General features: G+C 57.3%; 15 protein-coding genes and 1 tRNA gene. 11 read left to right on the top strand and 5 right to left on the bottom strand.

The features are described from left to right. Positions 1-10 precede the first annotated feature (10 nt). Entirely contained in the window at positions 11-742 is a 732-nt protein-coding gene (locus tag QZ268_RS10115) for an RlmE family RNA methyltransferase (RefSeq protein WP_295451779.1), read from the bottom strand. 64 nt (positions 743-806) lie between these two features. Further along, the gene (locus QZ268_RS10110) at positions 807-1919 is read right to left on the bottom strand and encodes a Ppx/GppA phosphatase family protein (RefSeq protein ID WP_295451777.1); all 1113 of its coding nucleotides are present in this window, start codon (positions 1917-1919) and stop codon (positions 807-809) included. Positions 1920-2226: 307 nt separating this feature from the next. Between QZ268_RS10110 and QZ268_RS10105 the strand changes: the two genes are divergently transcribed. Genes QZ268_RS10105 through QZ268_RS10095 form a run of 3 tightly spaced genes read left to right on the top strand, consistent with a single transcriptional unit; the run spans position 2227 to position 4547 of the window. Beyond that, positions 2227-2523: a virulence factor gene (locus QZ268_RS10105; protein ID WP_295451775.1), complete on the top strand. Its 297-nt coding sequence runs from the start codon at positions 2227-2229 to the stop codon at positions 2521-2523. Between the two features lie 26 nt (positions 2524-2549). Beyond that, positions 2550-3482, top strand: coding sequence for a methylenetetrahydrofolate reductase (locus tag QZ268_RS10100; RefSeq protein WP_295452071.1), 933 nt, complete (start codon positions 2550-2552; stop codon positions 3480-3482). Between the two features lie 3 nt (positions 3483-3485). Continuing rightward, a complete protein-coding gene (locus QZ268_RS10095; protein WP_295451772.1) occupies positions 3486-4547 on the top strand; it encodes a methyltetrahydrofolate cobalamin methyltransferase in 1062 nt (353 codons plus the stop codon). Positions 4548-4981: 434 nt separating this feature from the next. On the opposite strand, the gene QZ268_RS10090 is transcribed toward QZ268_RS10095, so the two are convergent. Then, positions 4982-5848: an SDR family oxidoreductase gene (locus QZ268_RS10090; RefSeq protein ID WP_295451770.1), complete on the bottom strand. Its 867-nt coding sequence runs from the start codon at positions 5846-5848 to the stop codon at positions 4982-4984. 131 nt (positions 5849-5979) lie between these two features. Here QZ268_RS10090 and QZ268_RS10085 point away from each other — a divergent pair, with 131 nt between their 5' ends. Further along, complete coding sequence (locus QZ268_RS10085; protein WP_295451769.1) at positions 5980-6903, top strand: LysR family transcriptional regulator; 924 nt, start codon at positions 5980-5982, stop codon at positions 6901-6903. A gap of 111 nt (positions 6904-7014) precedes the next feature. Here QZ268_RS10085 and QZ268_RS10080 read toward each other — a convergent pair whose 3' ends face one another. Together QZ268_RS10080 and QZ268_RS10075 are read right to left on the bottom strand one after the other, a co-directional pair. After that, entirely contained in the window at positions 7015-7152 is a 138-nt protein-coding gene (locus QZ268_RS10080; protein WP_365321971.1) for a hypothetical protein, read from the bottom strand. Positions 7153-7392: 240 nt separating this feature from the next. Beyond that, positions 7393-7482 (bottom strand) — tRNA-Ser (locus QZ268_RS10075). A gap of 122 nt (positions 7483-7604) precedes the next feature. On the opposite strand from QZ268_RS10075, the gene QZ268_RS10070 reads away from it, so the two are divergent. The 7 genes from QZ268_RS10070 (at position 7605) to QZ268_RS10040 (ending at position 13950) form a co-directional block, all read left to right on the top strand. After that, a complete protein-coding gene (locus tag QZ268_RS10070; RefSeq protein WP_295451766.1) occupies positions 7605-8456 on the top strand; it encodes a DUF2059 domain-containing protein in 852 nt (283 codons plus the stop codon). A gap of 275 nt (positions 8457-8731) precedes the next feature. Further along, positions 8732-9292, top strand: coding sequence for a 50S ribosomal protein L21 (rplU, locus tag QZ268_RS10065; protein WP_295451764.1), 561 nt, complete (start codon positions 8732-8734; stop codon positions 9290-9292). Between the two features lie 11 nt (positions 9293-9303). Continuing rightward, entirely contained in the window at positions 9304-9573 is a 270-nt protein-coding gene (gene rpmA / locus QZ268_RS10060; RefSeq protein ID WP_122073771.1) for a 50S ribosomal protein L27, read from the top strand. Between the two features lie 216 nt (positions 9574-9789). Then, positions 9790-10326, top strand: a complete 537-nt coding sequence (locus tag QZ268_RS10055) for a GNAT family N-acetyltransferase (protein WP_295451761.1) — start codon at positions 9790-9792, stop codon at positions 10324-10326. Positions 10327-10455: 129 nt separating this feature from the next. Beyond that, positions 10456-11490 (top strand): GTPase ObgE, encoded by a 1035-nt coding sequence (obgE, locus tag QZ268_RS10050; protein ID WP_295451759.1) that lies wholly within the window; start codon positions 10456-10458, stop codon positions 11488-11490. Further along, on the top strand, positions 11478-12584 hold the full coding sequence (gene proB / locus QZ268_RS10045; RefSeq protein ID WP_295451755.1) for a glutamate 5-kinase: 1107 nt from the start codon (positions 11478-11480) through the stop codon (positions 12582-12584). Before obgE ends, proB begins: the two co-directional genes overlap by 13 nt. 100 nt (positions 12585-12684) lie before the next feature. After that, entirely contained in the window at positions 12685-13950 is a 1266-nt protein-coding gene (locus QZ268_RS10040) for a glutamate-5-semialdehyde dehydrogenase (RefSeq protein ID WP_295451753.1), read from the top strand. Positions 13951-14026 lie beyond the last annotated feature (76 nt).

Genomic DNA, 14026 nt, shown 5'->3' with positions numbered 1-14026 from the left:
ACCAAGAGCCCTAGCCCTTGTACCCCATGGCCACCACAAATTTTTCCGAACTGTCTGACCGCGACGATGGCGGTTTGACGTTGGCGACCTTGGTGAATTTGTTCTTGAGCAGTTTTTGCAGCTCACCCTCGGCGCCGCCGGCCAGAACCTTGGCGACAAAGGTGCCGCCTTCTTCCAGAACATCAAAGGCAAAATAGGCGGCAGCTTCGCACAGGGCGATAATTTTGAGGTGGTCAGTCTGTTTGTGACCCGAACTGGAGGCCGCCATGTCAGACATGACCACATCGGCAGTGCCGCCCAGCCATTCCTTGACCTGATCGTCAGCGCCTTCATCCATAAAGTCGAGCTGGTGGAACTCAGCCCCCGCCATTGGCTCCATCTCCTGCAGGTCAACGCCGATGATGCGTCCCTGGGCCTTGCCGCGCTTTTCGCCCATCACATTGATGCGTTTTACGGCCACCTGAGCCCATCCACCTGGGGCACAGCCCAGATCGACAACCCGAGCACCGGGCACCAGGAAGCGATATTTGTCGTCAACTTCCATGATCTTATAGGCGGCGCGCCCGCGATAACCTTCGGCCTGGGCGCGTTTGACATAAGGATCGTTCAGCTGACGTTGCAGCCAGCGGGTAGAGCTGAGCCGACGTCCGCGCGCTGATTTTACCTTAACCTTCAGATCCCGCTGACCACGGCCAGAGGTATTCTTGCCTGTAGGGGTTTTTCCGTTCGGCGTTTTTGCCATCATCGTCACCGTTTTGCCGCAGCCTCCAAACCGGAGGGCAGGGCGTAAATTACATTTACGTGCCTCAGAAGGGCCCGTCTTCCAGTACACCATCCGCGCTCATCTGCGCATAAAGCAGGCCTTCGCGCAGACCGCGATCCGCCACCGACAGCCGATCCGTGGGCCAGCACCGGAGCAGCGCCTGCAAAATGGCCGAGCCGGACATGATCAGGGCCTGACGATCTTCGCCAATTCGGGGGTCACGACGACGTCCCTGCGGCCCAAGATCCAGATAGCCCCGGATCACCTTGTCGATCTGGTCGCTGGTCATCCGCAACCCGTCCACTTTGGTGCGATCGTAGCGCTTTAACCCAAGATGGGAGGCAGCAACAGTGGTCACCGTACCCGAGGTGCCAACAATCTGAAAGCCGTCGCGGGCCTGCTCATCCTTATAGGGGGCGAAATCGGCCAGGTGTTCTTCGAAATACCAGCTCATCAGGGCAAAGCGGGCGGAATCATCTTCTACGTCGTTGAACTGATCCCGCAGCGTGGCCACCCCAAGCGGGACAGAAATCCAATCCACGACCTTGGCCGAAGGAAAAGGGCTGTGGGCAGGGTGAAACCCGGCATGTAGCCGCATGATGGCGGCCGGGCGATCACGCTTTGGCACCGAAGACAGATCAATCCAGACCAGTTCAGTCGAGCCGCCGCCGATATCCACCACCAACAGCTGCTCAGTCTTGGTCGACACCAAAGGCGCGCAGGAAATCACCGCCAAACGGGCCTCTTCTTCGGGCTGGATAATTTCCAGCAGCAGCCCGGTTTCCCGTTTCACCTGGCGGATGAACTCGCGCGCGTTTTTGGCACGCCGACAGGCTTCGGTGGTAACCAGTCGCATGCGCTTGACGCGGTTGCGTTTGAGTTTTTGCTGGCAGATCCGCAGCGCTTGAATAGTACGAGACATGGACGAACGGGACAGGCGTCCGGTTCGTTCAAGCCCTGTGCCCAATTGCACAGACTTGGAAAAGCTATCCACCACATGAAAGCCGCTGCCCTTTGGCTGGGCAATCAGCATGCGGCAACTGTTTGTGCCAAGATCCAGAGCCGCATAAAGCGCATCAGAATCCGGACGGGCTGGTACAGGGGTTTCAACCACCTTGGGAAACGCGCCCGCACCTTTGGAACGCCTGGGCGTCATGATTCACGCCCTCCGATTATCGTGTTACCCCTAGACTATGGAGCCAGGCCCTGCTGCGCAAGGGCATCTGGCCGCTATAACCCCCGGCATACAGGGGACAGGGTGGGGGCTGACTGCAAAGGTTGCGACAAACTCATATGTTTGATGAGTATTTTGACACTGCCCAGCTGTGGCCAGCGCCGGGGCAGCTTTGTATTCAAGAGAAAGGAAAAACGTCGCTCAAAACCCAAGTGGTGTCGAAATCCGGCGTACTCGGTGAAACGGGACGCACTAAAACAACACAACAGACGTCTCAGGAGGACAGGCTATGGTGGATGTTACGATCGTATACTGGCGCGATATCCCCGCGCAGGTCATTGTGGGCAAGGGGCGCCGCGGTTCAAAGCGCCAATTGGAAGAACGGTTTGAACAGGCAATTGACCGAGCTGCGATGAAGGTCAACGCCAAAGACAGCGATGCCTACCTGGCAGAATGGCGCAAAGCAGCGCCCTATGCCCTGGAAGGTGATGCTGGCGAGGTTGCCGAGGCTGAGGCCAAACGTCTGGAAGCGGAATACGATCAGGATCGTCTTAAGACCCTGATTGCAAATGACGGATGGGCGTGAGCCTGACACCACTATGGGAGGCCGTGATGGCTTTGTTGAACTTCAAAAAACGCGACCCTGGCGCCGACCAGCCCGTCAGCCCTGAAATGGAGGCCTTTCTCAAGGGGTATTCCATCGAAGTAATGCCGCGCACAGCCACCAAGGTTGAGGATTTCCGCGCCCTGCTGCCTGCGGGAACCCGCGTCTATATCGCCCATATCGATGGCACACCTATTGAGGACATGGTTGCCACCGCCAAACGCATTGCCGAAGAAGGCTTTGATGTCATGCCGCATTTCCCGGCGCGCATCATCAAGGATGAGGCCACCCTGGCTGACTGGATCTCCCGCTACCAGGGCGAAGCTGGCGTTAAGCAGGCGCTATTGCTGGCCGGCGGCGTTGCCGAGCCAAAAGGCGATTTCCATTCCTCGATGCAGCTGTTGGAAACCGGGTTGTTTGACAAGGCGGGCTTTACCCATCTGAACGTCGCGGGCCATCCGGAACCCAACCTCGACATTGATCCCAAAGGCGGTCGTGCAAACACCTATGCGGCGCTGGACTGGAAACAGGAATTCTCCAAGCGTACCGACGCCGAGATGGCCCTGGCCACACAGTTCTGCTTTGAGGCACAGCCGGTCATTGACTGGGTCAATGAGCTGAGCGCGCGCGGCATGAACCTGCCGGTCCATATTGGCATCGCCGGTCCTGCCAAGCTGCAGACCATGATCAAATTTGCCATCGCATGCGGCGTCGGCCCCTCATTGAAAGTGCTGCAAAAGCGCGCCAAAGATGTTACCAAGCTGCTGCTGCCCCATGAACCCGGTGAAGTTTTGGCGGATCTGGCAGCCCACAAGGCCGCCAACCCGGATTTCAATATCACCAAAGTTCACTTTTTCCCACTTGGCGGCATCAAGACCAACGCCACCTGGGCCATCAACAACGGCGGCGCATCTGCGCAGCCCGTCAACCCGCAAGGATAAACAATGACCCGTACGGTTATCGAATCTAAAACAAAAACAGCCGTTATGGGCTTTGACGAGCCCTTCTGTGTTATTGGCGAGCGGATCAATCCCACCGGGCGCAAAAAACTGGCTGCAGAACTGGAAGCCGGTGATTTCTCCACGGTTGAAAAAGATGCTGTGGCGCAGGTGCTGGCTGGCGCAACCGTGCTCGATATCAATGCGGGTGTTGTCTATAACTCCAACCCCAACCCCAATGAGACAGAGCCGCCACTGATGCGGAAGATCGTTGAACTGGTTCAAGGGCTTGTTGACGTTCCTTTGTGCATCGACTCCTCGGTGCCTGGCGCGCTGGAGGCCGGTCTTGAGGTCTGCGAAGGTCGCCCGCTACTGAACTCTGTCACCGGCGAAGAAGAGCGCCTGGAACAGATCCTGCCGCTGGTCAAGAAATACAACGTTCCTGTTGTGGCGATCTCCAATGATGACACCGGGATTTCTGAGGATCCCGATGTACGTTTTGAAGTAGCGAAAAAGATCGTGCAGCGCGCTGCCGACTTTGGCATTCCCGCCCATGACATCGTGGTTGACCCGCTGGTGATGCCAATTGGCGCCATGGGGACTGCCGGCCTGCAGGTTTTTGCTCTGGTGCGGCGCTTGCGCGAAGAGTTGGGGGTTAACACCACCTGTGGTGCCTCCAACATATCCTTTGGCCTGCCAAACCGTCACGGCATCAACAATGCCTTCCTGCCCATGGCGATGGGTGCGGGCATGACCTCGGCTATTATGAATCCTGTTGGCCTGCCGGTGACGCAAAAAGCTCTGGCAGCCAAAAAAGAAGAAGTCGCCGCCGCCGGCATCATTCTGCCCGAAGACATGGATGATGAAACCTTTGTCACCATGTTTGGCCTGGGCTCGATGAAGCCCCGCGCGGGCAAGGAAATGGAAGCCATCCGTGCCGCCAACTTCCTGACCAACAATGACCCACACGGTGGCGAATGGATCAAGTTCAACAAGGCGCCCCTGAAAGAGGGCGAAGAGAGCCGCGGTCGCGGTGGCCGTGGTGGCGGACGTCGCCGCCGGGGCTAAGTCAGCCCAGCAGCCTGTGATGCATCAACCAACGTAAAGAGGCCGGGGAAACCCGGCCTCTTTACGTTGGGTTCACGGGGTGAGCCTCCGCCAAGTGGCTGTTGCTGCGGATGTTGCCCCCGACGCCGACAGCTTGATTGTGGGCATCCCCGAAACCTGTTTCTGAAATCCCAAGGGCAAAATTGGGAATTACTGCCTCGGTTGCAGCGAAGCGCTGGGGCTTTTTCGTTGCAAAATTTCGAAGCTTCCGCCGACTATAGCCGCCAATTATCGCGGTTGCCCAAATGCCTGGAAAATTTCTTTTCATGTGAACCCAAATTCAATGCACTGTTCATCGTCTGATCGGTTCAGAGTTTTCCTTACAAGGATTGCCCCACAGCAGCGAACTGCTATGGAACATGATAAAGCTAAGTAATCTGTAGGCCTGTTTTGCCCTAGCCGGTCTTTATTGCGGCAAGATGGCTTAGGCCTAAGGCATTGATTGTATTGGTCTGCAAAGGAGTCATTGCCGCATTTGCCTCGTCCGCACCGAAGCTTGTTCCGACCACAACTCGCGCCGGACGTGTACCTGCAGACTGTGAAACCAAGCCAGAAACCGCATCGGCGACATCTTGCGGGGCTGGCGCCTCCGGGCCTGAGAGCATGGCCATGAATTGTTCAAACATCTCAGCAGGAATTTTTCCCGTATCCCCGTATTCGCTCACGGTCTTCTGGTCCACAGGTTGCGCCGCACTCGCGTACATTTGGGTGGGGAAAGCGCTAGGTTGTACTAGGCAAACGTCAATGCCGAGCTGGGATAGTTCATAACGATAACTGTCGCTTAAGGCCTCCACAGCAAATTTGCTAGCGCCATAGATACCGAAAAACGGAAAGGTAACACGTCCGAGGATCGAACCGATGTTCACAACGAGACCTTTTCCTTGCTGGCGCATCGATGGGAGGACCGCGCGGGTAACGCGGTGTACCCCTACGACATTTACATTGAACAGGTCTGCCACCTGTTGATCTGAAAAGGCTTCGGACACTCCCGCAGACGCAACGCCGGCATTGTTGACCAACACGTCGATCTGGCCTTGAGTGGATAGGATTCCGGAAACAGCTGCCTCGATGGATTCTGCTTGCGTGACGTCCAGGTCGACAACATTGAGGCCTCGATTGCGCAGAGATTTGGCATGGTCGCGGTTCTTCCCAGCCGTGTCGCGCATTGACGCAAAGACTGTGTGACCAGATCCGGCCAGTGTTTCACAAATGAGCCGTCCAAATCCGCTGGAGGCTCCGGTAACTAAGATGGTTTTGGGCATAGAATACTCGTTTTTTGCTTGGTCGTTTCGGGCGTTGCGACACTTGGCACCGCCTGCAAGCTTGGTATCATTTGTGATATGGGTGTATTAAGTTCCAAAACTGGAACAAGATTTATGCAGGTTTTGCACAAATGGAAGATCTGAATTTGCTAAGGTTGTTCGTTCAAGTCACGGACCAAGGGAGCTTTTCGGCCGTCGCACGCTCCACACGTACAACACCCTCGGCAATTTCGAGGCAAATCTCACGGCTTGAGGAAAACCTGGGTACGCGTTTGTTGCAACGCACGACACGCCAGCAAGAGTTGACTGAAGCTGGCGAAATCTACTTGCGTCACGCCAGACAGATCATTGAAGATGTTGATGCTGCGCGACATGCCGTAACGCGCCTTAGCGGAGCACCTTCGGGCGTGTTGCGAGTAACAGCCGAAGCAGATTTGGCCGTTACTCTATTGTCTCCGGTATTGCCGGAGTTTCTGGAGACTTACCCAAATCTACGGGTTCACGTTCATACATCCTCAGTCATGGAAGATCTGATCAGCCGGGGGATTGATGTAGCAATTCGCGTGGGGCACCTTGCCGACTCGAGCCTGATAGCAAAGCGCCTGACAATGAGCCGATCTCTGCTTGTGGCAAGTCCAGAGTTTTTAAGACGTGAAGGCGCTCCTCAACATCCAGAAGATCTAGCCAGGTTCTCATGTCTCTCATTCAGAGTTGAAACGGAACAGGCCACTTGGCGTTTCAGGTCAAGCGAAGATGTCTCAGCTGTTTCCGTGACCGGGCCCGTTCAGGCGAGCAGTCTCGTTCTCCTGAAAGAAGCTACCAAATCTTGCCTCGGCATAGCAATGTTACCGATCTGGATGGTGCGCTCCGAGCTGGAAACTGGCACGCTTGTTCCTGTCTTACCTGGCTTTCCTCTAGAACCTCCCGCGACTCCAATTAGTGCAGTCTACCCAAGCGGGAGAAACCTTGCGAGCAAGGTCCGGGTGTTTGTCGATTTTCTCGCAGCCAAGATAGAGCCAGCCTCGACTGACGTGATTGATCCGGATGCACTCTAAAACCAGATATTGATTTGACGTGCAGCTTTTAGAATTTGGGGACCAGAGTGGCACATCTATCATCCTGAGAAATGACTGCTTTACGCTGGGTGCCAGGGTTTGCAAAGTTCGCTAGGCGGCGTCCGCGATCAGGCGTTCGGGAGGGAGGTCGAACCTGGCCTTCACGCGCTCCAGCATGGTCTTGGTCGAACCAACCTCCGCCTGCCGGATTGATCTTGTCGCCTCGGCGAGCACCAGATGCAGAGACATAGAGGTATAGTCCTCCACCGTCAGTATGTCTGCGCGGTGGAGCAGATCGCACAAACGCGGCTTTGAGTTGTTTCTTAAAATGCGGCATGCGCCGTTTGCCGTTTATCTTCTTCGATTGACCATCCATTTCCGCACCCACATTCAGGCCCACATTTTTTTCACCATAGGCAAAATGGCTGAATTAGGAAAACATCAGTTTTTCCGGGTTTGCGCACAATTTCAACGTCAATTTTGGTGTAATGGCGGAGAGACAGGGATTCGAACCCTGGGAACCCGTGAAGGCTCAACGGTTTTCGAGACCGCCCCGTTCGACCACTCCGGCACCTCTCCGCGGGGGTCTGGTGGAGGAGCGTTTAAGGCTGAATGCGGCCCAGTGCAAGGGGGATTTTCAACTTCTTTTCAGAATGGCATTTTTTCATTGTTTTGGCACAGTTTTCGCCTAGATTTCACCTATGAGACAGATTGCAAAACGCTTTAATCACCTGGCGCTGGCCGCCGTTACCCTTGGTTTTTTGGTGCTCCACTTGGTGCCTGCGGCACAGGCCGCTGAACGGGGGAAGGTCGCGGCTTTTCTTGAGGTGACAGGGTTTGATGTCGCTCTGGACAGTATCGCGCTATCCGCCGGGGACGCGCCGCAGATGCTGGGGCTGTCCGCTGGGGACTTTGGCTCAAACTGGACGCGGCTGTCTCAGTCGGTGTTTGATCAGGACAAAATGCGCGAGCTGGCTCTCGATATTCTGACCGAGACCCTGGAGGATGAGGCCCTGAGCCATGCGGCCGCCTTTTATGCCAGTGACCTGGGCCAGCGCTTGGTGGTGGCTGAAAACGCCTCGCATCTGGTTGAAGAGGGGGAGACCAAACAGATCGCCGGTCAGCGCATCATTGCGGATCTTGTAAAATCCGGCAGCACGCGTGTTGCGCTGTATCACCGGATGAGCAAGGCGATTGATGCGGCCGGGTCTGGGGTGAAGTCGATCCAGCAGATCCAATTCCGCTTTCTGATGGCCGCCAATGCCGCTGGCGTCATTGAGCTGCAATTGGATGGCGAAGGCCTGCGCGCGCTGCAGCGCGCACAGGAAGCGGAGATGCGCATTGCGCTGCGGGCCTCTAACCTTGCGGCCTCGGCCTATACCTATCAGGGCTTTAGCGAGGCGGAGGTGGAAGCCTATGTAAAGGCGCTGGAAACGCCTCTGATGCAGCAGGTCTATGAGCTGCTCAACGCGGTACAGTTTGAAATCACCGCCAACCGGTTTGAAGCTTTGGCTTTTCGTATGAAAGAGCTGGGCCAGGGGGAAGATATCTAGCCGCCAGCCCGGGTGTCTGGCGGGGTGTTGGCCGCGCGCCAAACCGTGATTTATCACCTTCTGTGGTGTGACTTGGCGACATCGACTGAGACACGGTTATAATGGGTTGACAGGGCCAGGTGTTTTCGGGCAAATGCGCCATCCCGGCTCGGATTCTCTGTGCCGGGTTCATTTTGCAATACGGCCCCCAACCGGGGCGCGCTGTTCGAGGTGGCCAAACGGCCAAAACGCCCAATAGGGGACCAAAGGACGCGGTTGATAAAGGAAACACGCATATGTTTGCGGTCCTCAAGACTGGCGGCAAGCAGTACAAAGTTCAAGCGGGCGATATCCTCCGCATTGAAAAATTGGCTGCTGATGCTGGCGAAACAATCCAGTTTGACGAAATCCTGATGCTCGGTGGCGATGCCCCCGTGGTTGGTGCTCCTTTGGTAGATGGCGCTGCTGTTAAGGCAGAAGTGATCGACCAGATCAAAGGCGAAAAGCTCATTCACTTTGTGAAGCGTCGTCGTAAGCACTCTTCCAAACGCACCAAGGGCCACCGTCAAAAGCTGACCCTGATCAAGATCACCGAGATCCTGACCTCCGGCGCAACCAAAGCTGCCCCTAAGGCCGCCGCCAAAGCAGCGCCTAAAGCTGCGCCTGCTGCAGCCGGTTCTGACGATCTGACACAGCTGACTGGTGTTGGCCCTGCCGCCGCCAAAAAGCTGGTTGAAGCTGGTCTGACAAGCTTTGCCCAGATCGCAGCCTTGTCGGATGACGACATTGCTGGTATTGACGCGGTCAAGGTGAAACCCGAGTGGGTTGCACAGGCCAAAGATCTGGCTAAAGGCTAAGGAGAGACAGAATGGCACATAAAAAAGCTGGTGGTTCCTCCCGTAACGGCCGCGACTCAGCGGGTCGCCGCCTCGGTGTGAAACTCTATGGTGGCCAAGCGGCCATCGCAGGTAACATCATCATTCGTCAGCGCGGCACCAAGTTTTGGCCGGGTGAAGGCGTAGGTCTGGGCAAAGATCACACGATTTTTGCTGTGACTGACGGTGCTGTCACCTTCCACAAAGGCCTGAAAGGCCGCACCTTTGTATCGGTTCTCCCAGTGGCGGAGGCCGCTGAGTAAACCGAACCCACAAGGTTTTGAAAAATCAGGGGATCGGCGACAGCCGGTCCCTTTTTCTATTTGGCGCGGTTGCGTCTGTATTGTTTTGTATTGGCGCCTTGATGAACGACCAGCCGCCCCACATCTTTTGGGGGCATGGCCTTGCTGGTAGCTGGTTGCGTTCAATCTGGCAAACGCGCCGTCGTTTCCGATTTCTTTGCGAAAAGGAGCAGAGATATGAGTTTGGATAATGTGAAAGATCAGCAGGTTATTGAAACCAGCCGGTTTGTGCTGCGCCCGCTACGGGAGGCCGACAGCGGCCTTATCGCCCTGTATATGGGTGATGAGCGCGTGGCCCGCATGACCCCCTCTATTCCGCATCCTATGCCCCCCGGCGCGGTAGAGGCCTATGTCTCTCGTGCTGCAGCGCGCAAACAGGAAGAGGACATCTGGGCCATCGACGGCACGCCGGATGGTGGTGAGGACCTGAAAGGGATCATCAGCCTTAAACAGATGGACCGAAACCATTCTGAGGTCAGCTTTTGGATTGCGCCCTTGTTCTGGAATACCGGCCTTGCGTCAGAGGCGGTGGAGGCCTTGGTCCAGGCGAACCCGTTGAACAATGACGCCATGTTTGCCTCTGTCTTTCAGGATAATGCGGCATCGGCGCGGGTGTTGATCCATTGCGGTTTTGACTATCTGGGCGATGCCGAGAGTTTCTCGGTCAGCCGCAATGCAAATGTGCCCACCTGGACCTATAGCCGAAAACTGTGATTGGCGCGGCTGGCGCTTTCAGGTAAGGCACGTCAAAGACAAATAGGCGGGCCCCAGCAGGGGGCTCGTTGAGCTAATCGTATTTCGGCGCAGCACCTCGCGAAGGGGGCCGCGCAGCAAGGAGCCGCCATGAAATTTCTTGATCTGGCAAAGGTCTATATTCGCTCTGGTGGCGGCGGTAACGGCTGCGTAAGTTTTCGCCGCGAAAAATACATCGAATACGGTGGCCCGGATGGCGGCGATGGCGGCAAGGGCGGCTCGGTCTGGGCTGAGGCCGTGGATGGGCTGAACACGCTGATTGATTTTCGCTATCAGCAGCATTTCTTTGCCAACAACGGCCAGTCCGGCATGGGGCGGCAGCGCACCGGCAAGGATGGCGACGAGATCATCCTGCGGGTGCCAGTCGGCACCGAGATCCTGGACGAGGATCAGGAGACCGTGCTGGCGGATATGACCGAGATCGGCCAACGGGTTCAGCTGGCCAAGGGCGGCAACGGTGGCTTTGGCAACCTGCACTTCAAATCCTCCACCAACCAGGCGCCACGGCGCGCCAATCCCGGCCAGGAAGGCGTTGAGCGCACCATCTGGCTGCGGCTAAAGCTGATTGCGGACTCTGGCCTGTTGGGGCTGCCCAATGCGGGCAAATCCACCTTTCTGGCCTCCAGCTCCAATGCGCGGCCCAAAATTGCCGACTATCCTTTCACCACGCTTCACCCCAACCTTGGGGTGGTTGGCATTGATAACACTGAATTTGTCATGGCTGACATCCCCGGCCTGATTGCCGGCGCACATGAAGGCAAAGGCATTGGCGATCGCTTCTTGGGCCACGTAGAACGCTGCGCTGTGCTGCTGCATCTTGTGGATGGCACCTCGGATGATGTGGCCGGCGACTATCAGACCATCATTGATGAACTCGAGGCATATGGCGGTGAGCTGGCCAAAAAGCCACGCGTGACCGCCCTGAACAAGATCGACGCCCTGGATGAGGAAGAGCGCGCCGAGGCGCTTGCTGCCTTGGAAGCGGCTGTTGGCGACAAGGTTCTGATGATGTCTGGGGTCAGCCGCGAGGGGTTGAACGAGGTTTTGCGCGCAGTGCGCGCCGAGATCGACGATGATCGCATTCGTCAAAAACCCGTCGAGGAACAAGACCCTTGGCGGCCCTGATCGACGCGCGCCGCATTGTTGTAAAAATCGGCTCAGCCCTGCTGGTGGATCGCACCACGGGCAAGCTGCGCCTGGGCTGGCTGCACTCGTTGGCCAATGATGTGGCCTGGCTCAAATCCAAGGGCAAGGATGTTATCCTGGTGTCGTCAGGATCTATCGCGCTGGGACGCGAAGTTCTGGGGCTGCCGCGCGCTGACCTGCCGCTGGAAAAATCGCAAGCAGCGGCCGCTGTTGGGCAAATCCGTCTGGCGCGCGCCTATGAAGAGGCCCTGGCACCCCATGGCGTAACCACCGCCCAGGTGCTGGTCACCCTAGAGGATAGCGCCGACCGACGCCGTTATTTGAACGCACGCGCCACACTGGAGACGCTGATTGGTCTGGGCGCGGTGCCCATCGTTAACGAAAATGACACCATCGCCACCGATGAAATCCGCTATGGCGATAATGATCGGCTGGCAGCGCAGGTCGCGGTGACTGTCGGGGCCGATGCGCTGGTGCTGCTGTCGGATGTGGATGGTTTCTACAGTGCCAATCCGGCGCTGGATCCCAGCGCCAAACGCTATGACACGATTGACGCGATCACCCCCGAGATCGAAGCCATGGCCGGCGATGGCGTGTCTGGCCTGTCCAAGGGCGGCATGATCACCAAGGTGCTAGCGGCAAAGATGGCGACAGCCGCAGGCTGCGCCATGGTGATCACTGAAGGATCGCCCCTGAACCCGTTGAAAACACTTATAGACGGCGCACCTTGTACCTGGTTCACCGCGCTGGATGACCCGCAGGTTGCCCGCAAGCGTTGGATTGCGGCGATGAAGCCGCGCGGCGTGGTGACCATTGATGCCGGGGCAGCGCGCGCGCTGGCAAACGGCAATAGCCTATTGCCCGCAGGGGTCTGTCATGTGGAGGGTGACTTTGGCCGGGGGGATCCCCTGGCCATCCAGAGCCCGGAGGGACGCAACCTGGGGCAGGGCTTGTCACGCTACACCGGCGATGAAGCCCGCGCCATTCAGGGGCGCAAATCTGCCGAAATCGAACAGGCCCTGGGCTATCCCGGCCGGGCTGCTTTGATCCATCGGGACGATATGGCGCTCTGATCCCCTTCCTTTTGGGGCTGGAAACCGGCCTGTTGCTTTCCCTAATCTGGCAGCAACTGAACCGCAGCAGCCTCTCACAGACAAGGCTTAGAAGAGACCGATGACAGAGACACAAAATATTCCCGCGCTGATGATGGATCTTGGCATTCGCGCAAAGCGCGCAGCGCAAACCCTGGCAACAGCCAGTGGTGAACGCAAACATGCCGCCCTGATCGGCGCCGCCGATGCCGTCTGGGCGCGCCGCAGCGAGATCATAGCCGCCAACGCCAAAGACCTTGATTATGGCACCTCCAAGGGCCTGTCGCCCGCGATGATGGACAGGTTGATGCTGGATGAGCCCCGCATCCAATCCATTGTCGACGGGCTGCGCGCAGTGGCGGAACAACCTGACCCCGTGGGCGAGGTGCTGGCAGAATGGGAGCAACCCTCGGGGCTAAATATCCAAAGGGTAAGAACGCCGCTTGGCGTTATCGGCGTGATCTATGAAAGCCGCCCCAATGTCACGGCGGATGCCGGGGCACTGTGCCTGAAATCCGGCAATGCGGTAATCCTGCGCGGCGGGTCGGAGAGCTTTCATTCCAGCCAGGTCATTCATTCCTGTCTGGCCGAAGGGTTGCGCGGCGCAAACCTGCCCGAGGATGCTGTGCAACTGGTGCCAACCCGAGACCGCGCAGCGGTGCAAGAGCTGCTGACCATGACAGAATATGTTGATGTCATCGTCCCCCGTGGCGGCAAGGGCCTGGTGGGATTGGTGCAGCGCGAGGCGCGGGTGCCGGTTTTTGCCCACCTTGAGGGCATCGTGCATATCTACCTGGATAAATCTGCTGACCCCAAAAAGGCGCTCGACGTGGTGCTAAACGCCAAAACCCGTCGCACCGGGATTTGTGGCGCCGCGGAATGCCTGCTGATCCATCGCGATATCGTCGACACAATTGGACGCGACGTGCTGACTGCACTGGCGGCAGCCGGGGTAGAAATCCACGCGGCTGGCGGCCTGGTTGGCCCCGAGAGCATGGCGCCCGCAGAGGAGGCCGACTGGGGCAAAGAGTTTCTGGATAAGGTTATTGCCGCAAAGCCCGTAGCGGATATCGAGGATGCGATCGCGCATATCCGCAAATATCACTCGCAGCATACTGATTGCATCATTACCGAGGATGAAGCTGCCGTAACTCAGTTTTTTGCTGAGCTCGACAGTGCAATCCTGATGCATAATGCCTCGACCCAGTTTGCCGATGGTGGTGAATTTGGCATGGGGGCGGAGATTGGTATTGCCACTGGCAAGATGCATGCCCGTGGCCCCGTCGGCGCGGCCCAGTTGACCAGCTTTAAATACCTGGTGCGTGGCGACGGCACAGTGCGGGCCTAGGATTCCAGGGTATCTAGATCGCCGAATACCTAACTGAAACTACAACAAAAAAGCCCCCGATCAGATGATTGGGGGC

It is taken from the genome of uncultured Pseudophaeobacter sp. (assembly GCA_905479575.1).
Taxonomy (GTDB): domain Bacteria; phylum Pseudomonadota; class Alphaproteobacteria; order Rhodobacterales; family Rhodobacteraceae; genus Pseudophaeobacter.
The sequence above is the reverse complement of the archived record's forward strand: the minus strand, read 5'-3'. Positions and strand labels throughout refer to the sequence as shown.